The sequence below is a fragment of the Arthrobacter sp. NA-172 genome (assembly GCF_043952055.1).
In the GTDB taxonomy this organism is placed as follows: Bacteria; Actinomycetota; Actinomycetes; order Actinomycetales; family Micrococcaceae; genus Arthrobacter.
In genome coordinates this window covers 1,549,304-1,571,326 of record NZ_JBINOT010000001.1, presented here as the reverse complement: position 1 = coordinate 1,571,326, position 22,023 = coordinate 1,549,304, and the positions used below count along the sequence as shown (strand labels likewise).

At 62.2% G+C, this 22,023-nt stretch carries 14 protein-coding genes, 5 pseudogenes and 1 riboswitch; of the genes and pseudogenes, 2 read left to right on the top strand and 17 right to left on the bottom strand.

Annotated features, from left to right (window positions below):
• Positions 1-103: 103 nt before the first annotated feature.
• The 15 genes and pseudogenes from ACF0H6_RS07785 to ACF0H6_RS07715 form a co-directional block, all read right to left on the bottom strand.
• Positions 104-358 carry a hypothetical protein gene (locus ACF0H6_RS07785; RefSeq protein WP_395249096.1) on the bottom strand — a complete coding sequence of 85 codons (255 nt, stop codon included), beginning with the start codon at positions 356-358 and terminating at the stop codon, positions 104-106.
• A 1,900-nt stretch (positions 359-2,258) separates the two neighbouring features.
• Positions 2,259-3,047 carry an IS21-like element helper ATPase IstB gene (istB, locus tag ACF0H6_RS07780; RefSeq protein WP_395249095.1) on the bottom strand — a complete coding sequence of 263 codons (789 nt, stop codon included), beginning with the start codon at positions 3,045-3,047 and terminating at the stop codon, positions 2,259-2,261.
• Positions 3,044-4,018, bottom strand: a pseudogene (locus ACF0H6_RS07775) (IS21 family transposase); the annotation flags it as partial. The pseudogene ACF0H6_RS07775 and the gene istB, both read right to left, overlap by 4 nt.
• Positions 4,019-4,104: 86 nt before the next feature.
• On the bottom strand, positions 4,105-4,818 hold the full coding sequence (locus ACF0H6_RS07770; RefSeq protein ID WP_395249094.1) for a tyrosine-type recombinase/integrase: 714 nt from the start codon (positions 4,816-4,818) through the stop codon (positions 4,105-4,107).
• Entirely contained in the window at positions 4,815-5,780 is a 966-nt protein-coding gene (locus ACF0H6_RS07765; RefSeq protein WP_395249093.1) for a tyrosine-type recombinase/integrase, read from the bottom strand. Before ACF0H6_RS07765 ends, ACF0H6_RS07770 begins: the two co-directional genes overlap by 4 nt.
• On the bottom strand, positions 5,777-6,238 hold the full coding sequence (locus ACF0H6_RS07760) for a tyrosine-type recombinase/integrase (protein WP_395249906.1): 462 nt from the start codon (positions 6,236-6,238) through the stop codon (positions 5,777-5,779). Before ACF0H6_RS07760 ends, ACF0H6_RS07765 begins: the two co-directional genes overlap by 4 nt.
• Before the next feature lie 3 nt (positions 6,239-6,241).
• The gene (locus ACF0H6_RS07755; RefSeq protein ID WP_395249092.1) at positions 6,242-7,039 is read right to left on the bottom strand and encodes a tyrosine-type recombinase/integrase; all 798 of its coding nucleotides are present in this window, start codon (positions 7,037-7,039) and stop codon (positions 6,242-6,244) included.
• A 184-nt stretch (positions 7,040-7,223) separates the two neighbouring features.
• Positions 7,224-7,777 (bottom strand): annotated as a pseudogene (locus ACF0H6_RS07750) (IS21 family transposase); the annotation flags it as partial.
• Positions 7,778-7,999: 222 nt separating this feature from the next.
• Entirely contained in the window at positions 8,000-8,569 is a 570-nt protein-coding gene (locus ACF0H6_RS07745) for a YdcF family protein (RefSeq protein WP_395249091.1), read from the bottom strand.
• A gap of 668 nt (positions 8,570-9,237) precedes the next feature.
• Complete coding sequence (locus ACF0H6_RS07740) at positions 9,238-10,899, bottom strand: Nramp family divalent metal transporter (protein WP_395249090.1); 1,662 nt, start codon at positions 10,897-10,899, stop codon at positions 9,238-9,240.
• Positions 10,900-11,151: 252 nt separating this feature from the next.
• Positions 11,152-11,322: riboswitch (M-box (ykoK) riboswitch) on the bottom strand.
• 159 nt (positions 11,323-11,481) lie between these two features.
• Entirely contained in the window at positions 11,482-11,745 is a 264-nt protein-coding gene (locus ACF0H6_RS07735; protein WP_395249089.1) for a hypothetical protein, read from the bottom strand.
• A gap of 151 nt (positions 11,746-11,896) precedes the next feature.
• Positions 11,897-13,219, bottom strand: coding sequence for an ISL3 family transposase (locus tag ACF0H6_RS07730; RefSeq protein WP_395249088.1), 1,323 nt, complete (start codon positions 13,217-13,219; stop codon positions 11,897-11,899).
• A gap of 298 nt (positions 13,220-13,517) precedes the next feature.
• On the bottom strand, positions 13,518-14,669 hold the full coding sequence (locus tag ACF0H6_RS07725; protein ID WP_395249087.1) for a glycosyltransferase family 2 protein: 1,152 nt from the start codon (positions 14,667-14,669) through the stop codon (positions 13,518-13,520).
• Complete coding sequence (locus ACF0H6_RS07720; protein ID WP_395249086.1) at positions 14,657-15,745, bottom strand: polysaccharide biosynthesis protein; 1,089 nt, start codon at positions 15,743-15,745, stop codon at positions 14,657-14,659. Before ACF0H6_RS07720 ends, ACF0H6_RS07725 begins: the two co-directional genes overlap by 13 nt.
• Positions 15,746-16,611: 866 nt before the next feature.
• A pseudogene (locus tag ACF0H6_RS07715) lies at positions 16,612-18,133 on the bottom strand (FAD-dependent oxidoreductase).
• Between the two features lie 223 nt (positions 18,134-18,356).
• Here ACF0H6_RS07715 and ACF0H6_RS07710 point away from each other — a divergent pair.
• Positions 18,357-19,011: pseudogene (locus ACF0H6_RS07710) on the top strand (TetR/AcrR family transcriptional regulator).
• Positions 19,012-19,030: 19 nt separating this feature from the next.
• Here ACF0H6_RS07710 and ACF0H6_RS07705 read toward each other — a convergent pair.
• The gene (locus ACF0H6_RS07705; RefSeq protein ID WP_395249085.1) at positions 19,031-20,155 is read right to left on the bottom strand and encodes an EAL domain-containing protein; all 1,125 of its coding nucleotides are present in this window, start codon (positions 20,153-20,155) and stop codon (positions 19,031-19,033) included.
• A gap of 255 nt (positions 20,156-20,410) precedes the next feature.
• On the opposite strand from ACF0H6_RS07705, the pseudogene ACF0H6_RS07700 reads away from it, so the two are divergent.
• Positions 20,411-21,228, top strand: a pseudogene (locus tag ACF0H6_RS07700) (MBL fold metallo-hydrolase).
• A gap of 25 nt (positions 21,229-21,253) precedes the next feature.
• On the opposite strand, the gene ACF0H6_RS07695 reads toward ACF0H6_RS07700, so the two are convergent.
• The gene (locus tag ACF0H6_RS07695; RefSeq protein WP_395249905.1) at positions 21,254-21,850 is read right to left on the bottom strand and encodes a carbohydrate-binding protein; all 597 of its coding nucleotides are present in this window, start codon (positions 21,848-21,850) and stop codon (positions 21,254-21,256) included.
• Positions 21,851-22,023 lie beyond the last annotated feature (173 nt).

Below are 22,023 nucleotides of genomic sequence, written 5' to 3'. Positions count from 1 at the left end.
CCATTTGCCCCCACCCGCCATAGTCTACCTAGATGCTCTCCGGTACGACGGCTACCCGTGATATGGTTGCGCCCCGGTTATCCGGAGCCTCGCTGCCGGTCCCTTACCTTGGGCACACCGCCTTCATAACTGGCGGCGTCGTCATAAGATATCCGGCATCGTTGGGATGGTACTCGTCGGGGTAGAGGTCGAATGTGTCGCCCAGAATCAACGGCACGCGTGCAGACAGGTCCATCAGGGCGACTTCAGAAATACCGCCGGGACCGTACGCGTCCGATGTTGCGATATCTCTAGCCGCATTCACATAATCAGACGACGGCGCAATGTTGGCACCGTCGGCGTTGGACTTGTAATTCATGACGATCGGGAAACATGACTGGCGGCCCGCTGCGCCGGCCGCCCTGTATCGCTGATGGGCTTTGAAATGATGCGGTGGTCTTGTTGTGGGGGTAGTCGTTTTCCCTTAGCGCAAGGATGATCGGCGATCGGGAGGCTCGCCACTCGTGCGACATGGCGGCTGGCCGACTCCCCGGAGCCCGACGCAACGATGAGGTAGTCGCCAGTTTCGTATCCGCCATGCCAAGCCGCCCACACGTGAACGCCATTGGTCTCATCCCCGTCGTAGCCGATCAGCCCCAACAGGCATGAGGCTTCACCCCTTGACCAAGTGAACACGTTCGTGTGCCTCCCTGGCGCGCCGAGGGTGCTTGACTTCAGGCCGGCACAGGAAGGGAGCCGGTGGTTCCTTGGGTGTCATAGGTCGTTGCAGCCCCACCGTCAGCTGTGTATGTGAATACCTTCGCCGTTTCCGACTGGCCCTTTCAGGCGCGGCAATTGGAGGGGAGGTTCCTTTGGCTGTGGCTGCAATGGTCTTCGTAGCCGTTTCGATCACGTGGGTTCGAGGCTGAGCCCGTTTTTGACGATTGTGGCGGGAGGGGCCGCCGATAGATGTCTATCGAACTTGCTGTATCTGCCGGCTGAACGGCAGGTTGATTGTAGGTGTACTCGCAGGTTCTCGTCAGCGAACTCTTAGAGCTCTCCCGTAAAGGAATCGTTAAGATCGCGGCGACACGTCCCTCAACCGCCATGTGTCAAGTTACCTTTGTCCACGTAGTCCCCATGTCGTTCTTCGACTGTCTTGGGGTAACAACCCACACCAGCCAACCGATGAAGGTTTCCATATGTTCGCAAAGCTCCGGCAGCTATTTATGCCAGATAGAAGCTGCCAGTTCTGCGGGAAACGCGTTCCCCGCAAATTGACTTCTGATTTCTGCTCAACCGAGTGTTGGGGAAACTGGGAGTATTATAGGATCTACTGAGGCCCGAATCTTGATGGAAAGCGGGCCTACCCCCACAGATTAGTGCGTACCATCTACACGGATTTGTGAGACGATTTTGCGGACGGAGTATTGATACTACCTCCTTCTCGAAGTCCGCAACCAGTGCACGGAAATCTGGTACCGCGAGCAGGACGAGACCCTTCGGGTGCAGCGACTCGTCCAACGCCACATTGAATTCGGCAACAGCCCGGCAGAAGCCGAGGCGTGGGTGAACACCGTCGGTGAAAAGAACGCGGAACTGATCCGCGCAACGGACCAACGCTGACCTGGTCGTCACCCTCGAAGAAATCGGCGCTGCGTAACTGCGCCGAACTCGGCTCTCAGCGTCATCCGGTAGTACGTCTCGATCTGGTGCGCCCGGACTAAGGGGATCAGCCGCGGACTTGACTGTGGAGATCTCCAAGCGCACCGCCGTCGAGGTAGCTGATCGATTGTGCGGGTGAAGCGAATAATCCGGGGCTCAACGACAAGTCGCCACTCTATTTCGACGGTCAGTCCGCCTGAAAGGCTCAGAGGCGTAGGCAAGCTGTGGGGTTTCAGCCAGGCGAGTCAATGGGGAGAACAGATGAACACTGAGGGCAACAGGCATGCGCGAACTGCAGCGCAGCGCGAGGCGACGCAGATGGCTATTGATGCAATATTGCAGTCTCGCGGTACTCGCTGCCGCAACCGCCGTCGTCGTATTTGTGGTGTTTGGGGGATTAGCGAATTGAGTTTCCTAGGTGCGGATCCTATCTGGGGTGCCCTGCCGACGCCCCGTTTTCCCTTCGCCAAAACGAATCGTCTGTCAATGGCCATTGGTTTCTGCCCATCGGCGGCCAGTAAAGGTGCCCGCTGGTGGCCAGTGAAACTGCCCGGTGATGGCCAATAGATCTGCCCACTGGTTGGTTCGGCGGGGTTGGCCATCGTGGGGTTTGGTTAGTTCAGTTGGGTGACTCCTTTCCCGGCGAGGGCCTGGGTGAGGCGGATGGAGTCGCCGCTGGTCTGGCAGACGTGGGCGTGGTGCAGGAGCCGGTCCACTGTGGCGGTGGCCAGGGTTTTGGGCATGAGCTCGTCGAACCCGGCTGGGTGCAGGTTTGAGGAGATCGCGACGGAGCGTTTTTCGTAGGCTGCGTCCACGACCCGGTAGAGTCCTTCGGCGGCGTCCGTGGCCACGGGCAGCAGGCCGATGTCATCGATCACGACGAGCTCGGCGCGCAGGATCCGGCTGACGGCGCGGGTGACGCTGTCGTCGGTGCGGTGGGCCCGGATCAGGGCGCCGAGGTCCTCGAGCCTGAACCAGGCGACGCGCATGCCGGCTTCGACGGCTTGCTGGCCCAGGGCCTCGAGGAAGAAGGTTTTCCCGGTGCCGGAGGGTCCGCAGACGACCAGGTTCTCCCGCCGGCCGATCCATTCCAGGGTGCGCAGGGCCTGCTGGGTCGGGGCGGGGATGGAGGAGACTGCGGGGTCCCAGACGTCGAAGGTTTTCCCGGTGGGGAATCCTGCTGCCTTCCGGCGGGTGGCGAGCATGGACCGGGCCCGGCCGGCGGTTTCTTCGGTGAAGAGGGCCTTGATGATTTCGGTTGGTTCCCAGCGCTGGGCGCGGGCGGTGGCGATAAGTTCCGGGGCCAGTGCCCGGGCGTGGGGCATTTTCAGTTGCCGCATCAGGGTTTCCAGTTCCGCCGGAAGTGCCGGGGCCGTGGTGTTCGTCGTGGTGACCGGGCTCATCGGTTCTGTTCCTTCGTCGCGGTGGTGGACGGTCCCGTGCCCAGGCCTGCCCAGGCGCCGGTGCCTTGGGTCAGGGAGCGGGTTTCGTCCGCGGAGTGGGCGGTGGTGCGTCTGATGTCGGCGTTCAGGATGGAGGCGAGGTCGCCGTGGGCGAACCGTCCGTGGAATGCCGCGTTGCCCAGGGCTTTGTCGACTTCGGCGGTGCCGGCGATTTTGGCGAGGGTGACGGCCTCTGCCATCTTCACGTTCATCCGGGCCGTGCCGGCCGCGGCGGCTTCGACCAGCCAGGGCCTGGCACCCTGGCCGATGGCCAGGAACTCGGCCTCGTCGGCGCTGCGGGGCCTGGGCGTGTAGTCGCCCGGGATCCTGGTTCTGGTGCCGGGGAAGTGTCCGTCGTTGATGGCTGGGCTGCCGGGCCGGGCCCGGCCGTGGCGTGCGACCTCCACGGGACCGCCGGGGCCGTGGTGGACGATGATGACCTGCTCGCCGGGTCCGGCGCCGTGGGCGCGGACGAAGACCCGGGCGCCGAGCAGATGCGCCGGGACAGAGTACTGGGCGTTTTCGAAGGTGACCATCGGGGTGTTCTCCGGCACGGTGCGGGCCGGGCCGAACGCGACGGTGTGAGCGGTCTCCGGGATCCGGTGCAGCCTGGGTGCCTCTTCGGCCAGCACGGCGGCGGGTTTGCGGCGGGTCGCGCGGTGCTCGCGATGGTTGACCTCGCCCATGAACGCCTCGCAGGCGGCTTCGAGTTCAGCGAAAGAGCCGTAGTCGGGGCGCAGGTTGGTGTCCGTGGGCACGAGATCGGCCTTGGCCAGCTTCACGGATGCTTCCACCCCTCCCTTCGAGGCCGGGTCCGCCGGCTGGCAGGTCAGCACGGTGATGCCGTAGTGGCGGGCGAAGTCCAGGGTCTGCTGGTTCCGCACCGGAACCCCGGCAACATGGGCGGTCGTGACGGTCTTCTCGTTGTCCGTGTTCTGTGGCCTGGCTGGTTATGTGGCCCGACCACCGGTACCCGGTTCTGGACGGCTGGTTTGGTAGATTCGGGGCCACATAACTATCAGAGGTTTGAGAGCCAGTTCAGCAGTGATTCATCGGAACGCCACACGGGCGTGGGGCGGCGTGCCGCCGAAGTGTCGGACGGCTCGGTGGCGCGCAGGGCTTCCATTTTTGTCCTCGTGTTGATTTCAGCGTAGCGATTCGTGGTGGTCAGGTCGGCGTGCCCAAGCCAGCCGCGGATGACGTTGATTTCGACTCCGGATTCCAAGAGGTGCATGGCCGCGGTGTGGCGGAAAACATGCGGGCTGACGGTGCGGTCGCTGCCGGGATCGTCGAGGTGCCCGGCGAGGCGCCGAACGGCCTTGTAGATGCCGAAGCGGGTAAGCGCTTCACCGGTTGAGTGCGTCTCGGCAGGTGTCGCCCGTTTTATGGGGATGGCCTGTATCCGTTGGCAGGTTTCGAGCATCGTCGGTTCCCGGGTGGCGATGTAGTCGAAAAGGGTGTGCAGGGCGGCCAGGCGTTGGTTGCGGGTCCGCACGTGGTTGTGGCGGTCGTATTCGAGGTAGCGCAGGAAGCCAAGGACGTGCTCGAAGCTCAGGTCCTCGAGGGTGAGTCTGGTGATCTTGGTTCCCTTTTGCTGGGCCACGAAGCACAACAGCAGCCGGATGGTGTCGCTGTAGCTTCGCACTGAAGCAGGGCGCAGGCCCTTGACCGTGACGAGGTGGTCTATGAAGAAGGAGTGGATCAGTGGCCCCAGCCGTTGTGTTCCAGTCATTGCTCCGCCTCCGACCAGGCGGGTTCGGCATAGGCTTCGAACCGGTGGCTTGCCTCGGAGAGAAGGTCCGGGGTGATAGTCAGGTAGACAGCGGTCGAGGATGGGTTCACGTGGCCCATGAACGTTGAGAGCTGGAAGAGCCTCGCCGATGGATCCACGCCTTCCCGGTACCAGCGCAGCAAGCATCCGACGGCGAAGGAATGACGCGGACAGTGCAAGCGGGGCGCCGTGGTGCCCTCGGGAACAGGGAACGCCAGGCCGGCGGCGAGGCGGCTGAACGTTTCGCTCGCACTGCCCGTGTGCACGCACCGCCGGCCGTCGAAAGTGAACAGCGGCGCACCCGGTTCGGCCCGATCTTCCTGGTGTCGGCGCTCGAGGTGGAGGGCCAGCAGCTCTCCGATGTGCGGTCCGAAGGGAACCAGGCGGCTCTTGCCGAACTTACCGCCATGGACGATGAGAAGCTGCCTGCCTGTATCAATATCGTCCAAGTGCAGGCCGCAGGCCTCCCCGACCCTGAGTCCGAGTCCGTAAAACAGGGCGAAAATGGCATGGTAGGTCGGGCCCCGGCCGGGGGCCCGGGGGTTGTCGGGAAGCGCAGCTGCCGCCTCGAGCAGCCGGCGCGCCTGGGCTGGATCGAACAGGAAGGGCAGCCGCCGGTCCGTGTCCCGGCGCCGGGTTCCGTGCCAGGGTGATGCAACCATACGTTGCTGGCTGACGGCCCAGTCAAGGAAACTTCCGAGTACTCCGATGAGGTGGTTGAAGCTCCGGGCCCGGGGCCTTGGCCTGAAGCCAACAAACTCATCGAGCACGCGCGGGGTGAGGTCCGCCAGATCGGTCACCGCGTGCTGTTCGGCGAAGCCAAGGAGCAAATGCAGAGTCGCTTCCTCGCTCAGGTATTTCCGGCCCAGCGCCCGCTTGTAGGCCAAAAAGTCGGCCACGGCGGCAGCAAGGTTCCCGTTCATCCCAGCACCGCCTCCCCGTCCCCCAGGGCGACCTCGCGCAGAGCCTCGACGGCGACCTTGGCATAGACCTCGGTGGAACGTGACGAGCGGTGCCCGACGAAGTCACCGATGGTCTTCAGGGTGAGGTTTGCATCAAGGAGGCGCTGCACCGCCGAGTGGCGTAACGTGTGTGAGCCCGGCCGGGGCACGTTGATGCCCGCCTTGAGCAGATAGAAGCGGGCGCAGGACGAAACCCCGGCGGCGCTGATCGGCTGGCGCGGAGCCACGGCACGAAAGAACACGTGGCGGTCGCTGCTTGGTGGGCGCCCATGCTGAAGGTAGTCAAGGACAGCCTCGCCGACCACAACAGACAGAGGAAATGCCGTGGAGTGCCCGGCCTTGCGCTCGGGGACCGCCAAACGCTCATGCTTCCAGTCGATGTCATCAAGGGTCAACGCGGCGACTTCCCGGCCACGCAGCCCCTAGGTGACCAGCAGGAGCAGAATGGCATAGTCGCGCCTGCCCGTCTCGGTCCGGCGGTCAACACTGGCCAAGACCTGATTGACGTCGGCCCAGGAAATGGAGCGGGGAATCTCCGATAGCCGGTAGGCCTGGGGCCATCCGACGGCCGAGCTCAGGTCTCTGGACAGGACGCCCTGGCGGTGGGCGTAACGCAGGAAGACCTTCAACGAACCCGCTTCATCACGCACCGTAGTCTTGGCCAGTCCGGCGCCGGCGCGCTCCACGAGGAAGGCACTGAGGATCGTCGGGGAGATCTCCCGAATCGACTCCACGCCGATCTTTCGCAGGTAGGTTTCGAAGTGATCGAGGTGGATGCGGTAGCGCCGCACCGTAAACGGACGGAGGCCTCGCTCCTGGACCAGATAGTCGAAGAAGCCCGGGGCAGTGTCGGCGAACGGATGAAGACCGCGCTTCCGTCCGGTCGGCGCGTACCCGTCCAGGACAACCGCGAGCATGTGCTCCACAGGGCCCCGGACTTCATTGGTCATCGGACGGGTCGAGCGCGTGTGCTCGTGGTGAAGTGCAACCCGGTGCTCAACGAACGCGTCCACGTGCGCCGGTAACTCCACAATGGTGGCGGCACCCCGCGCGCCGGCAAATTCGCCGAACGCAAAGACGACCGGGACCCGGGACCAGATGTACCGGTCCTTGTACTGGTGCGCGGCCAGCCAATCAACGTACGTCTCGATCTCCGCACCCATCCATGAGCCCCGGAGCCGATCGACAGTGGCCGGCTTGGCGAAATACTCCTCCAACATGGCAACTTCCTTTCTCATCGAAGAAATTGAAGTAACCACCATCGCCCCAGCCAACCGTTATGTGCCATGGAACACCGGCTCAGACTGAGAGCCCGCCGCCAACGCCCACCACGTCGCAGTTGAGGCCACATAACCAGACAGGCCACAGAACACGGATTATGTTCCGTGGAACATAATTCGAAGGCACATACGTCGGTGCCCCGCCCAGGACGCGGAAGCACCGGTCCAGCGCGGCGAACACGCTCGGCGCGGTCCGGTCCCGCAACGGGATCACGATCCGGAACCTGGAGAACGCCAGCCAGGCGACGAAAAGGATGGTCTTCACCCCCTCGATGCGTGGCCCGTCGCCGAAGTCGTACTGCACCACATTCCCGGCTCGGTGATCCAGGGCCGGTGCACGCGCACGTGTCCGAGCCGCCACGCGGCCTTGACCTGAGCGATCGCGCGGCGGGTGGACCGCTCGGAACCCTCATAGGCCAGACCGAGGAGCTTTTCGTGGGCCTTGTCAGCGCGGATCCGGCCCTTGGACGCTTCCACCCATTCCTCGATCTTGGGCAGGAACGCATCGGTGACCCTGCCCCTGGCCGCGGGCTCGGCGATCGGCCGGCCCGCATCACGGGCGGCGACATGCCTGGCAACGGTGTGGTGGGAACAGCCCGTGAGCTCGGCTGTTGAACGCAACGATCCGGTCAGATCGTAGGCAGCAAGAATTTCCATGATTTCTCCGTCATGCTTCATACAGGGCCTCTTCCTGGGCGACTTTGGTGCGTCTAGACACCGTCATCAAACCCCGGGGAGAGGCCCCCGCCGCTCAAGACGCGGCAGGTTCAGTAAGGAAGTGGGCAGATCTCATGGCCACCGGCGGGCAGTTCCACTGGCCGCCAGCGGGCATTTTCGTGGCCGCCTACGGGCAGTTTTTCATGGCCGCTAACAATCGTCGGCTCATCAATCCGGAACCGATCAGCACTCCGCGTGGAGCGGAACCTTAACGAAGGCCGCGGTTTGGTAGAGGTACTGGTAGGCCCAGGAGTAGGTTGGATCGGTCAGGGAGACCAGCGGCAGGCCGTTCCTGTATGCGAGCATGTGCGGCTCACCTTTGTAGCAGCGGTCCACGATAACGCGTGACCGGGTGACGTGGAACTGGGCCGTCAGAACGTCCGCGCTCTTCCAGCCATGTTGGCTCGATAGGTCCCTCAGGGCCCGCGCTTCGCCTTGAGTGGTGAAGGGGTCAGGCCTGAAACAGATGACCCGGTATGGGCGGCCGGTGTTGCAAATGTCCGCTTCGAATCTGCCGTCTTTTCCCGTGGGGCTTGAGAACGCGAGCGTGGGTGCATACCCCTGTTGCATCCGTTGTTCTGCGTAGCTGATGCGTTGATCGGGAGGCCCGAGCACGAACAGCACATCCGCGTGTGCGGGGTCGTCGGCAGGCGGCACCACATACAAAAAGATGCCTGCAATGGCCCAGGCGGTCGCCAAGGCGCCGATCACCGCACACGCCCGAAGGGTCAGCCGTTGGGCCCAGGAGAGCATCTCAAACGACCCAACCTATGGCAATGACGCTCGGCCACCCGATTGCCCAAAACCCGACCACCCCACAGCAACGCGCCGTCGGCTTCGGGTGGCCCCTCAGGGGAAAGGCAGTTTGCTCGGCGTAAGGCACGTTCCTCGGGGGGGACTCATCTCGCCCCGCAAGTCGCAGCGCGTCGGCAAATGAGTGCCCAACATTGCCATGCCCTGCCCGGCAACGAATTCGTTTCCCAAGAGCGGACACTTCCTAAGTTCGACCCCACCGATGCATCCAGGAGCCTCACCCGAAGAGAATTAATCGGAACTTCTTAATTTCGGTTCGAGTCAAACTGTGCGTCTTTGATCCGCCCGCCCCTATTTCACTGAGTGGTGGCCGTTCTACCACTCAATTTGGCTGCAATCACCACTCAATTTGGGCAAATCGCCACCTAGTCGTCTTTTTCGGCCATAGCGTTCTTCGTGGGGTTACGCCCCCGGATGGTGCGCCCGAAATGTCAGTCCCCCTGAGGTTCCGGGCGTTAGGTTTTGCTCGGGTCCCGCTTTGCAAAGCCTGTGGCCGGTCAATCCGACCTGGCCGGCCACACCATTCGCCTACCGGCAAGGACCCTCCCGACCCATACCGCGCGCTGAAGCCGTGTTTGACCAAGCGCGCGGTGTGTGGGTTGGGGGAGTCAGCCGCCAAGAGCCAGCTGGACGACGCGCACGATCACTAAGATCATCGCGATCAGGAGGTACGCACGCAAAACCGTGAGTCCTGCCCTGCGTACGGTGGAGAGCTTCGGTGCCTCTAGGAGCGCCAGCGGTGGCATCCTCCAGTCGCGGCGCTCAGCTTGGCTGACGGCTTCCTTCTCGGGGCCTGGCCGGAAGGCGCGGTAGATCACATAGGCGATGCAGCCAAGGAGGCACACGCCGGCCCCGATGAAGATGATCGCAACGATGGTATCGCCGGTCATGTCCGGGAACAGGACGCTTGAGGTCAAAACCAGGGACAGGATCACGAGCACACCGATGATGAACGCGGTGAAAATGTTCAGGAATTTGCCGTTGACCCATGGCCCGAGCACCTGCTTGTCATTGCACAAGAGCAGCAGGAACACGGTGGCCGAGGGCAGCAGAACCCCCGCAAGTACCTGGACGCCGACCGTGAGCAGGCCCAGGGGCGCTCCGGGAATGAGAACGACGATTGCCGAGATCAACAGGATGCCGGCAAAGGCCGTGTAGAAGCCCTTGGCATCGGAGAACTTGCGGTGCAGGGAGTGCTTCAAGCCCAGGACATCACCCAGAGCATACGAGGTGGACAGGCCTACGGCTGCGGCGCCGATGATCGAAGCGTCAATCAGCGCTACGGCGAAGAGCACGCCGGCAGTCTTTCCAACGTACTTTTCGAGCCCATCGGCGACACCTCCGGCGTCGGTGAAATTCCCGAATTCAGTCTTGCCCGCGAAAGCGGCCGCAGTGAATCCCATGATTGCGGCTGCTCCAACAACCACGATGGCGATACCGATCCAGAGGTCGGCCTTTTCGTAGTTGATGAAGCGCGGGGTGATGCGCTTGTCGATCAGGTAGGACTGTTGGAAGAAGAGCTGCCAGGGCGCAATGGTGGTTCCGACAATTCCGATTATGAGGAGCGTCACTGTTGATAGATCCGACCCAGCAGGAATGCCGGGAACAACAAAATCATGGGCCACTTGGCCCATGTCAGGGTGTGCCATCACGAAGACTGGAACCAGCAACAATGACCCCGCCACGAGGATCATGCAGACGCGCTCGAAACGCTTGAACGATCCCGTGGAGGCGGCGCCGATGATGATGAGGGCCGCGACCAGCACCCCGATGACCTTCGGGACGCCCAGATAGTCAAGGCCCAGACTGATGCCGATGAACTCCGTCACGATCGTCAGGGCATTGAGTATGAACAAGTCGATGACGCTGAACGCACCCCAGAATTTGCCGAACCGCTCCAGGATGAGGCGCGCGTGGCCAACGCCTGTGACGATGCCCAGCCTGAGTACCATTTCCTGGTTGACGTAGAGCACAGGAATCAGCAGCAGAAGGGTCCACAGCAGCGCCGTGCCGTAGTTCTGGCCGGCCTGCGTGTAGGTGCCGAACGCTCCGGCGTCGTTGTCTCCGACCATCACGATCAGGCCAGGCCCGACGACGGCCAAGAGGGTCTTCAGCTTGGCCTTCCAACCTTTGGTGGGAACCTCGCCATCGATTTTGATAGTGCCGAAAGCGCCCTTGATGTCACCGACGTGAGCGCTGTCGAGCGACGCCGATGCTTTGAGTGCCGCGGGCGTTGTGCCCTGCGGGCGCGTCTGAATGTTTGTAGGCATGGGATGTCCTTCCCGGGACATGAAGAGGTCCGCCCCGCAGACACGCAAAATCACGGCTGCCGTGGCAGCCAATGGGAAGCGCGGGGGTACTAGTTAAGGGGAACAGCCTGCAGGTTTGGACCTGCTCAAAAGCTGGAGTCAGTGCCGCGCAGAGGCGGCACCGCTGGATCGACTATGATCACCACTCATTGGTGACCACCTCCAATCGGCGCTCTGCACAGCCAGGGAGGAGGCCGGGCATCCCACCCGGCGGTTGCCCCTCCTCGTAAGACCTTTGGCACTTCGCGGCGTGAACCCGGCAATCCGGGAGCCAATCGGGGCAACCCCTTAATCCGGGGGAGCCTGTCCTGACCCGGGGCGTCTCTCGACGTTGGGGGTCGCTGGCATATATCCGCGAAGGAGCCTCAGCTAACGAATGGCACCTTACGGTCCGATGCTATGGCATCGAATCACGTTCGACAAAACCACCAGATTCCGGGGCTCTCGGCTGGCTGACCCCGTTGCTATGAAAATGGTCGCAAACGCCGGCTTGGCCCTCGCCACACGGAATCCGTCCGCGTCGGGTCTGCAATCCGGAGCTGATCAGCACTCCGGATGGACCGCCACCTTAACGAAGGCCGCGGTTTGGTAGAGGTACTGATAGGCCGATGAGTACGTTGGATCGGTCACGGAGACCAATGGCAGACCCCTCCTGTCCGCGACCATATGCAGCTCACCTTTGTAGCAACGGTCCACGATCACGCTGGCCCGGGTCACGTGGAACTGGGCCGTCAGGACATCCGCGCTCTGCCCAACGCCAAGCAATGGTTGGCGGCCCGGATTCCAGCCGCACTGAGCCAGACTCACCTTCATCTTTGGGAGAAGCTACCGTATGGACCGGTCGATGCGGAATGGAGCTGTGGCCAAGTCTGGCGCTGAAGCCACAGACAGCCGGGCTCCCGGGAAGCGACAGCGGGTAGACATTGCGGCACTCGTCACCATTTCTGGCCCTTCGCGTTTAAGCATGGTTGGCATGTTTGATCCGGTATGGGCGGTGGCCGCCGGCGGCGAGTAGGCATCGGAGTCTGTAGTTGGTGTAATTGCGGAAGCCGCGGGCGATGCGGCGGGTGGTTTCGATGACGCCGTTGATGGCTTCGGTGGGTCCATTGGATGCACCGCTGGTCTCGAAGTAGGCAAGGATGGCCTGTTTCCAGGCGCGCAGGGTCCGGCCGAGCCGTGCGACTTCCGGGATCGGGCAGGACGGGAACGATGAGATCACCTCGCTCACGAGCTCCCGTCCTCGCTCCGGCCGGGCGTGGTAGATGTTGCGGAGCTTCTGATAGCACTGCCAGGCCAAGGTGACTTCCTGGTCCGGGTCCCCGGCCGTGAGCTTGGCGTCCAGCCTGGCGGCTTGTTTGTCGGTGAGGTGTTCGGCGCCGATCTGCAGGGTCCGGCGGATCTCGTAGAGCGGATCGCCCTTTCGTCCGCGGTGTCCGAGCGTGTCCTGCTGGATGCGCCGGCGGACCTCATCGACCATGGCAGAACCGAGCTTGACGACGTGGAAAGCGTCCAGCACGGTGATGGCCTCGGGCAGTTCGTCGCGGATCGCGTTCGCGTAGCCGCGGAACGGGTCCAGCGCCGCAGTCTTGATTCCGGCGGTGAATTCATCGCCGCGTTCTTTGAGCCAGTCGGCGTAGGCCTTCCCGGACCGTCCCGGGACGAGGTCCAGGAGCCGGGCATGGACAATGCCTTTGGCGTCGCGGGTGTGGTCCACGATGCCGGTGACCATGCCTGTCCCGGGCGGGCCGGTGTGGGACCAGACATGCTCGTCGACGCCGAGAGCATTCACGCCTCTCAACCGTTCCTCGGCTCCGATCCGGCGGGTCGCCTCGGCGCGGACCGCGTCCCAGACGGTGTGCCAGGACACTCCGAGCTGGTGGGCCAAGGCCGAGACCGAGGTATCGAAGCGGGCCAGCGCGTCGGTCGCCCAGGCAGCGGCCCGGGCGGTCAGTTTCGCCCGGGAACCTGCCAGCGTGTGGTCTTCGGTGAACGTGGTTCTCAGGCAGTCCGGGTCAGGGCACCGCCAGATGCGCTTGGCCCATAGCAACCGCACCGGCTGGCCGAAACAAGGAATGTCATGGAGCCGGACCTGCCGGCGGCCATGACCCACGGCAACGACGCCGCAGTCAGGGCATCCGGTCATTGTTTCGCCGGTTTCAACGCGCAGGACCAGACCGGTCCCGGTTGCAGTAACGGAGCGGACATGGATTCCCTCGACACCGAGCAGCGCGTCCGCGCGTGTGCACCAGCGACCGCAGGAACAGGACATAAAGTTATTCATGTCAGGGTCTCTTTTGGGTATTGGTTGCTTGGTCGCTACCAATTCAAAGAGGCCCTGACCTCTTTCCCGCCGCACCACGCCGCAACGGCTACACAAGCCCCGCTGCCACCAGCCTCAGACGGCTCTAACCATGCTCATCTGCGAAGAGCCTCTTTTGGGTATTGGTTGCTTGGTCGCTACCAATTCAAAGAGGCCCTGACCTCTTTCCCGCCGCACCACGCCGCAACGGCTACACAAGCCCCGCTGCCACCAGCCTCAGACGGCTCTAACCATGCTCATCTGCGAAGAGCCCCATTTCTCAAGGTGCATTGTTTCGCAAGGTGCCGGCCATCTGATCCCCCAACCTCCCTCGCCTGAATCGGATGAGACCGAAGTTCCTTTCCGGTATTGCCATGGCAAAATACCAGAAAACGCCCATGGGAAGAAGGATAAGGCTCGCAAACAGTGTATAGAAGGGCATTAGCAGGAGCCATCTGTTTCGATGCTTCCAGTGAATAGAATAGACCATCGCGAAATACAGAATAGCTCCCACGAGCAGTGGCCAGCCGGGGTGAATGACGGCCGCCCAGCGCAAAATAAAGAAGGCGAAGAGCACGACCACTCCATAGATCCAGAAGTATGGATGCCAAATGCTGAAGCGAATATTTACAACGTAAAGTCGAAATTCCCCCCCAGTCCAGGCCAGCCGTTGCCTCCACCAGGCCCTGAAGGATGACGGAACGTCAGTGTGGACGGCAAATGGGATGTGTGTCACCCGGAATCCGAGCCGCTCGCCGATCAATCCGGTTTCAACGTCATTTCCCTGAAAGAACAAGGAATGCTGATTCATGATCATGCGCATTGCGGAAGTTGTCCCAACATGGCAGGCACCGCTGATTAGCCACGGCATGACGAACCTTAGACGCATCGCCAGTCGGTACTCGTGGCGTTGAAGCTGCACGAGTCCGGAGCGAGAGTCTTGGGGTACAAGCTCGACTGAAGCTAGGTCGGATCCCCGGCGGCTGAGTTCGTCCACCAGCTCGCCCAGGCCCCGGGAAGACGTCGTGTCGGCATCCATGCACACAACATACTCGGCGGTCACCACCGCCCGGAGCGCGTCCCTGATTATCCGGTCGCGTATCGTGCCGCCGGTTTTCCTGCGGCTGTTGGACTGGGCTGGAGCGTAGCTACTGAGAAAGATCCTGAACCCGTGAACGGCAGCTATCGTCCGCAGCGACTTCAGGAAACTTTCAGACTCGCTGGAAGTGGTACAGAGAATTACTCTTCCTCCGTACCGGCGAAGATAGTCGATGTTTGTCAGGTAACTAATATCACCGTATATCGGAACCAATATGTCAAACGGCTTATCAAGGGCCCTGAGCGCGGATTCTTGCGGAGTAAATCTGCCGCTTCGCACAGCGGCAATTGCGTCAACTAGGACGGCCAGCGCTGGTAACGCTAGAATCGCCAACAAGCCCCATGGACCAGTCCATTGTCTGCCTTTCGATCAGTATTGAATTCCAGTGCCGATCGGACGAGCGCCGGATGGGCTGAATGCGTAATAAGATGGCGAAGGAGGGCGAGGGTTTCCTCGATCGGATAGTAGCCCACGTCCGCCTTCAGGATGCGAGGATGAGCAGTGGAATAGTACGTCTCACGCCGATCGAAGAGCTCCTCTGATAGCTTTTCACCCGGACGTAGTCCTGTGTATTCGATCTCTGGCGGAAGGTGTCCGGACAATTCGACAAAGCGGTTGATGAGTGCCTGAATTCTCACCGGCGAACCCATATCAAGGACGTACGTCTCCCCTTGTTCAGCAAGACAAGCCGCTTCGATGACAAGACCTGCCGCTTCCGGGATGGTCATAAAGAAGCGCGAAACCTCCGGGTCCGTGAGTCGGACTGTCTGCCCATTTTCCATCTGCGTGATCAGTGTTGGAAGGAAGGAGCCGCGGCTGCCCAGGACATTTCCAAAACGGACGCTAACCACCTTTGTGGCGGAAGTGCCGGCGTACTTAGCCACTACGTGTTCAGCAAGGCGCTTGGACCAGCCCAAGGCAGAGGTTGGATTTGCGGCCTTGTCTGTGCTGATATTCACCACCCGATCAACATTGGCGGCAATAGCAGCTAGGATTACGGATTCGGTTCCGAAGACATTTGTCTTAACGGCAGCTTCCGGCGCTCGTTCCAAGAGCGGCAGATGTTTGTGCGCCGCAGCGTGGAAAACGATGTCCGGCTGTACCTCCTGCATGATTCGCCGCATTAACTGCTCATCTTTGACGTCTGCCAAACAATAGGCATCGTCGTCCAATAGGGCAACGCCTTCTGTCCCCATCTGGAGGTTGTAAAGGGCAAACTCGTCGTTGTCGACGTAATAGACTTTCCCGGCTTCGAGCAGTCGCATCTGCCGGACAATTTCGGAGCCTATGGAACCCCCAGCGCCCGTAACCAGGATGGTCTTACCCTCAATTAGTTCCCTTGCGCCGGGTCCATAGACGTGGATTGCTTCGCGACCCAGTAGTCTTTCCACGCAAAATTTTTCGATCACTATCTGTCGCCCCCAATATTTATTTCACGGAGCAGCGTCGAATTGCGCTGCCTAAACACAAAGCGGAGTCTTTGGGAAGCCGCTTTAGTGCGACGGTCCAACTCAGTGACTGACCGGGAAATCTAATGCGTACATCCAGAACCCGAGTACTTTCTTCTGATCTGAGACCTTCCGGCTATTCGACAGGACATTCCAATGCGACACACGAGTACTGTTTACTTGAGTGTTGAACAGAAGACACTCGAATTATCCGAGGGGATACTTGGAATTCTTTCGAATGGACCCTCCGGCGACACTCGCGGAAATACAAGTGGTCCCAAGCCTTTGAGGAGCCCTCGCGGAGGGTTAGGATGCCGGAATGAAAGTTACGTTGCTCCGCGGGGAGGGCGATGGCCGGCCTGACTGCCCACATCAATTCGTTGGTCGTTGCAGTGATTGTGACGATGCTGACCGAAGGTCGCGTGGAGAGTCGGGAAGCAATGAGCCGATAGGCCCTGGCGGCTAATCGTTCGATGGAATGAGATTGGCGCCTAGTAGTCCTCGGCGGCCCTCTGCACCCTGATAGTACTGTCGGGGGCAGCTGAGCAGTTCATTCACATGTACCTACGTCGACGGTGCGCTGCCACCGGCGTGCCACAAGCCGCTCACCGGAAGCAACTCCCCGCCGTCGGGCACGGGATAGTTTCTCAGCGGGCGTTCATCCAGGCAGGCCAGCACAGTCAACGATTCAAATGCCCCTTTTATGGGATGCGGATTAGAGGTTCGGGTAGTAGTAAGCACCCCAGCAGGGGCACGCCCTTTCTCTTCAACGACGAGCAGTCGACGCCCCTAGGACGCGATGAAGCGTGCGCTGGGCGTCCAACCTTCTATTGCAGCTTCATCAAATTGTGCGTTGCCGGGCCTTCCAGCAGTTTGCCGGCCGCAGTAAAGCGCGAGCCGTGCAGCGGGCAGTCCCAAGACTTCTCCGCGTCGTTCCAATGGAGGATCCCGCCGAGGTGGGCGCATTCAGCCGACACCCTGCACACCTCACCGTCCACCGTGCAAATAGCTGCCGGCTTCCCGTGGAAAAGCCCTGTGACGCCCGTTCCCTCGGCGGGACTGGTTTCCTCCGTGATGGCCGGCTTCTCCTTCAAGGCCGCCTTGTCCTGGAAATTCTGCCGTTGTGTCTCGACGTTGAGCGATACCGCAGACGCGGCGCCACGGGCAGACGTGAGCCGGTGGTGGATGGTCTTTGCCCACGGATACTGTGCGCTCCCGGTGATGTCCGAAACCACGTCCAGCGCGGCCGCAACCCCGTTGGTCATGCCCCACTTGTTGTAGCCGGTTCCGAACAGGATCTTGCCATGACCCCGCGGCAATCTGCCGAAGAACGGCATGAGATTGGTGGCCTGGGTAGTCCTGGGCAGACCAGGTGTGCGTGGCTTCAGCCCCGGGATAGTGCTGTTGGGCCCAAGCGAGCATCTCATCTAGGTGGACCTGCGGCGACGGCGCCCGGCCACCCGCATGCCCGAACCCGCCTACCAAGAGCAAGGCGCCGCCGTCGGGCACTGGATAGTCTCTCAGCGAGCGGGTGGGCGCCTCGGCGGAGAGGTACATTCCCGGCGGGGGGCTCATGCCGTCGGGTAGCCGCAGCGCGGCGGCATAAGAGCGATTGGGCCGCAGCTTGGCGAAGTAGAGGCCGCGGTTCAGGATGGGTGTCCCGGTGCCGAGAACCACGTTGCGGGCGCTGATCTCGCCGCGCCTGGTGACCACGGTCAACGGATCGCCGTTGCGGACGTTCATCACCCGGACGCCCTCCACGATGGTGCCGCCGGCAGCCCGAACATCCGCGGCCAGCGCATCCAAAACGTCCATCGGGTTGAACTGGGCCTGATCCGGAAGCCGCAAGGCGTCGTCGACGTCGAACGGCAGCCCCGTTTCCCGGGTGGACTTGACGTTGAGCCCGGCAGCCCGGGCGACGCCGGCCTCCGCACGGAGCCGTTCCGCGCCGGCTGGCGTCGTCGCGAAAGTGTACGCATCCCGGTACTGGAAAGGCACGCCGCGCCCCTCCAGGTAGTTGAGAAGCCACATCTGGCCCGCTCTGTTCGCGTCAACGTAGGCACGGACCACATTGACGGAGTACTGGTTGCGGAGCCGGGACAGTGTGGTGCCCTGCAACAGGCTCAACTTGGCCGTGGTGTTCCCGGTGTTGACCGCGCCCACATGCCGGGCTTCCAGGACCAGCACGCTGCTCCCGGTCCGCGCCAGCATGAGCGCTGTAGCCAAGCCCGTGATTCCGGCGCCGACTACTACGGTGTCGTAGCTGCTTCCCGGAGTGAATTCATCGGGACTGATGGCGCCGGCGGCGCCCCCGTCCGGTCCGCGCGTGTCTAGCCACAGAGAAGTCATAGCGGTCTCACGTCCCTTCAGCCGGGCACGGTCCACACCGGAATTAGCGCGGTGGCGGCCCGGTAGTGCCAGCGAAGCAGAAGGCCGGGAGAGAAGCAAGAGGGGAGCGGGCACGGGGGTCCCATCCGTGGACGGAAGATGTGAAACCCGAGGTGAACGCCCGAAAAAGAGTTTGAACAGACAGGTCTGTCTTTCGGGTTGGGTAGCTAAAATGGTAATCACCATGAGCTCGCCAGACGCCGCAGATGCCGCCAGCCCTGACCAGTTGCCGGCAGGGAAAACGGCCACCCGTGATGGTGCGGTGGACCGCATACTGGGCGCTGCCTACTATCTGTTCTCCCGGCGCGGCATCCGTGCCGTCGGGGTCAATGAGCTGATTGAGCGCTCGGGGGTTGCGAAGGCCACGTTCTACCGTCATTTCACGTCAAAAGACGATGTGGTTCTTGCTTTCCTCGCGCTCCGTGACCAGATCTGGACCGTGGACTTGATCGTCTCCGAAGCCAGACGCCGCGGAAACACCGCCGAAGACCAGCTCCTTGCGATTTTTGATGTGTTCGGCGAATGGTTCAGACGGGACGACTTCGAAGCGTGCACGTTCATTAACGTCCTGTTGGAGATGGGACGTGAACATCCACTGGGGAAAGCCAGCATCGGCTACCTCGCCAGGATCAGGGGACATATCCAGGCTTTTGGCAGAAGAAGCCGGACTGGACCATACCGAGGAGTTCGCGCGCTCCTGGCACATCCTGATGAAAGGCTGCATCATCTCGGCCACCGAAGGAGACTCCCTGGCGTCGACGCGGGCCCAGCAGATGGGCGCCTGGTTGATAGATCACCACCGCATCCCCGCGCACCCGGCGTCCGCACCACTTTCCTGAGGGGCCGCTTTCCGAGGGTTCAGCGCTTTCCGGACCGGATGGCACGGCCACGGCTGCCGGGGTGTGTCAGAGAGCCGGCGGCTTTGCCCCAAGCGGCCCAATCGCGGGGCTGAACCGAAGGGCGGCCCAAGTGATAGCCCTCCCCGACGGTAATTCCGAGTGCCTTTACGGCGGCGAGTTCGTCTGCGGTTTCGATGCGCTGAGCTGTCAAAGCCGCGCCGATCTGCCTGGCGAACTCGACTTCAGCCGCGACGAGTTCCTGCCGGAGGGTGTCCTGGTCAATCCCGGCGGTCAGGCTCCGGTCAAGCTTGATCATCTCCGGCCTGAGCCGGAGGATATGGCCAACGGACGCGAAGTAGGAACCCGTGTTCTCGATGGACAAGCGCATGCCTTCCGCACGGAGCGACGCCAGCACCGCGTCCAGGCAAACGTTCTGGTCCGCGGCAAAGTGCCCGGAGATCTCCAGGACGATGCGAACGGGCTCCACCGGGGACTGATCGAAAAGTGCCGGCAGGCGCGGGTCCAGGCAAGCGGCATGGGAAAGCTTCAACGCCACGAAGAGCTGGGGCGGTAGATCCAGTGCAGCCGTGAGTGCCGACTCAAGCGCCGCGAATTCAAGATCCGTCCGGAGCCCAATGTCCTCAGCTTCCGCGAACCAGTAGTCCGCTGGGTCTCCGCCGTCGCTGACGAAACGGGTCAAGGCCTCGGCACCGATGACGGTTCCCGTGACGAGATCGTAAATGGGCTGGAAGGCGGTCATCAGCATCCGGTCCCTGAGTACCGCCTCGAGCCGTGGGTGGCTAACGGGCTCCGGCGTCTCCGGGACAGGCGTCTCCGGGACAGGCATATCGGCGACACCGTCGACGGACTCTTCCGGCCTGAGGGAAGTCAGGTGTTCCAGCAAGGCTTTTTCCGGTTGATCTGGATGGGCGTCAACGTGCCGGCTCAGTTGTTCCCGCACTTCAGCACTTGCAGGAGAAGTGTCCGCCAGGACTTCATCGATGATTTCCTGCACTTGGCGACGCAGCACCGACAGGTCGCCGCCGACTGGCAGGCCTGAGGTTGCTGGCAGCCCTGAGGTTTCAGGGGCCGCCCGTCCTTGGGCGTCGGTCAATGCAAGAACAGAAGGTTTCTGCGTCGACATGAGCTATTCCTTTGTCATCGGCCCCGGCTGAGCCCGGAACCTATTTGCAGCCAATCCGTCCATGTCCGGAAGCCAAACGCCGCAAACTAAGGGAATTTTACCGCCAGACAAACTGGTCTGTCTGTATTGGCGGGAAATTGCTTGGCACGCCGTTTCTCCTGTGTGGACGCCCGGCGGGTTCACGATCCTCGCAGCAGCAGGTGGGTAGAATCGAGGCCAGAACACCGCGGGAACGCATCTGAAGACGGAGAAACAATGTCAGCATGGCTCGAAGTCGGCCCGGACAACTACGTGATGGAGACCGAGGGGTGCCTTCTCAACACGGGCCTCGTGGTGGGCACGGAACGAGCCATGGTGATCGATACCGGTTGCGGCCCCCGCCAGGGCAGGCAGATCCTCGCCGCCGTCCGCGAAAAGACCCAGTTGCCGCTGGTGGTCGTGAACACCCACGCTCACTATGACCACTACTTCGGCAACGCGGTTTTCGCGGACGACGGCGTCACGGAGTTTTGGGGCCACGTCAACTGTGCGGCAACAATCGACGACGACGGCGACCACCAGCGCCGCTTCGTCGCCGCCACGGAGCCGGAAATGGCGGCGGGCGACGGCGACGCCGTCGGGATCGTCATCCCCAACGCGATCGTCAAGGACCAACCCGTCCTGGTCGGCACCTGGGCGGCGTGACCGCCACCCTGTTCTACCTGGGCCGCGGCCACACCGACGGCGATCTTTTGGTGGGCACCCCCAGCACTCTTTTTGCCGGGGACCTCGTGGAACAGGGCGCACATCCCTCGTTCGAAGACTCTTACCCGGAGGACTGGGCAGACGCCCTGCGGCATATCTCCGCCCTGCGCCACCGCTATGAATTCCTGATCCCCGGCCACGGCAAGCCTTGCAGCGATCAATTCGTGAAGACCATGGCGAACACCATGTCCACAGCGGTACGGCAAGCTAGGCAGTCGATCCGGGACACGCCGTCGGACGCCACCAAAGCGATCCCTGTGCTTCCCTACGGCCCGGACCAGTCACGCTGGTTCATCAAGCGGCTCCAGGAAACCCAAGCCCACCACTAAGTTTTCGGGATCATCGCCCTTGGCATCAGGGCGCTGACGGCGCGGGGGATGGCGTCTGGAGTTGGGCGAGGCTCAACTTTGCCCAAGGGGAGTCCGCTGCGCCTTGGATTGCGGCTTCGGGGCTGTCTCCCCGGGTCCACCATTTGGCCTCGAACGCAGTTCCTTCAAACAGAACCCGATCGCCCTTGACGTAGACCGTCTCCGGAGCCCAACCCGGGAACGTGCCCGGGGGCACTGTTACTTTCGGAGTGGGCCTGTCCCCAGGCAGCACCGGACCCACGAGTTTCCACGGGGTGGCTCCGCCCTGCAATACCGGATTGTCAGGAGTGTCCGCACGGGTCCACCATTTGGCTTCGTAGACGCTGCCGTGCCAAACAATCCTGTCCGCGGCGGTGTAGGCGGCGTAGGGACTCCACACAGGGTAGGGGCTGGTTGACGGATCGTCAGTCACGGCCCGGGTAGCACTGGGCGTGGGCGATGGAACAGTGGCCTGCACGGGGAGCCCGACGTCGGTGGCCAGCGTGGTGGAGAACAACGTGGACCCTTGGTTGATCCCGCTACAGCTGTCCGAGACCTTGCTGACGTCCGGATAGTTGGGGCTGCAGGTCCTGTCCCTGTTCATGGACCACATCGACATCCTGCCGAGGCCCTTGGTTTTGACGAAGCTGTTCATGGTTGTGGCGTCGCTGAGGGTGAAGATCTCGCCGGCCGTATCGTTCTGGCCGATCATGACTGTCAGCCCAAGCTTGCGCCAAAGGGTTTCGCTGCCGATGTCCGTTCCTGCGCCTCGGTAGA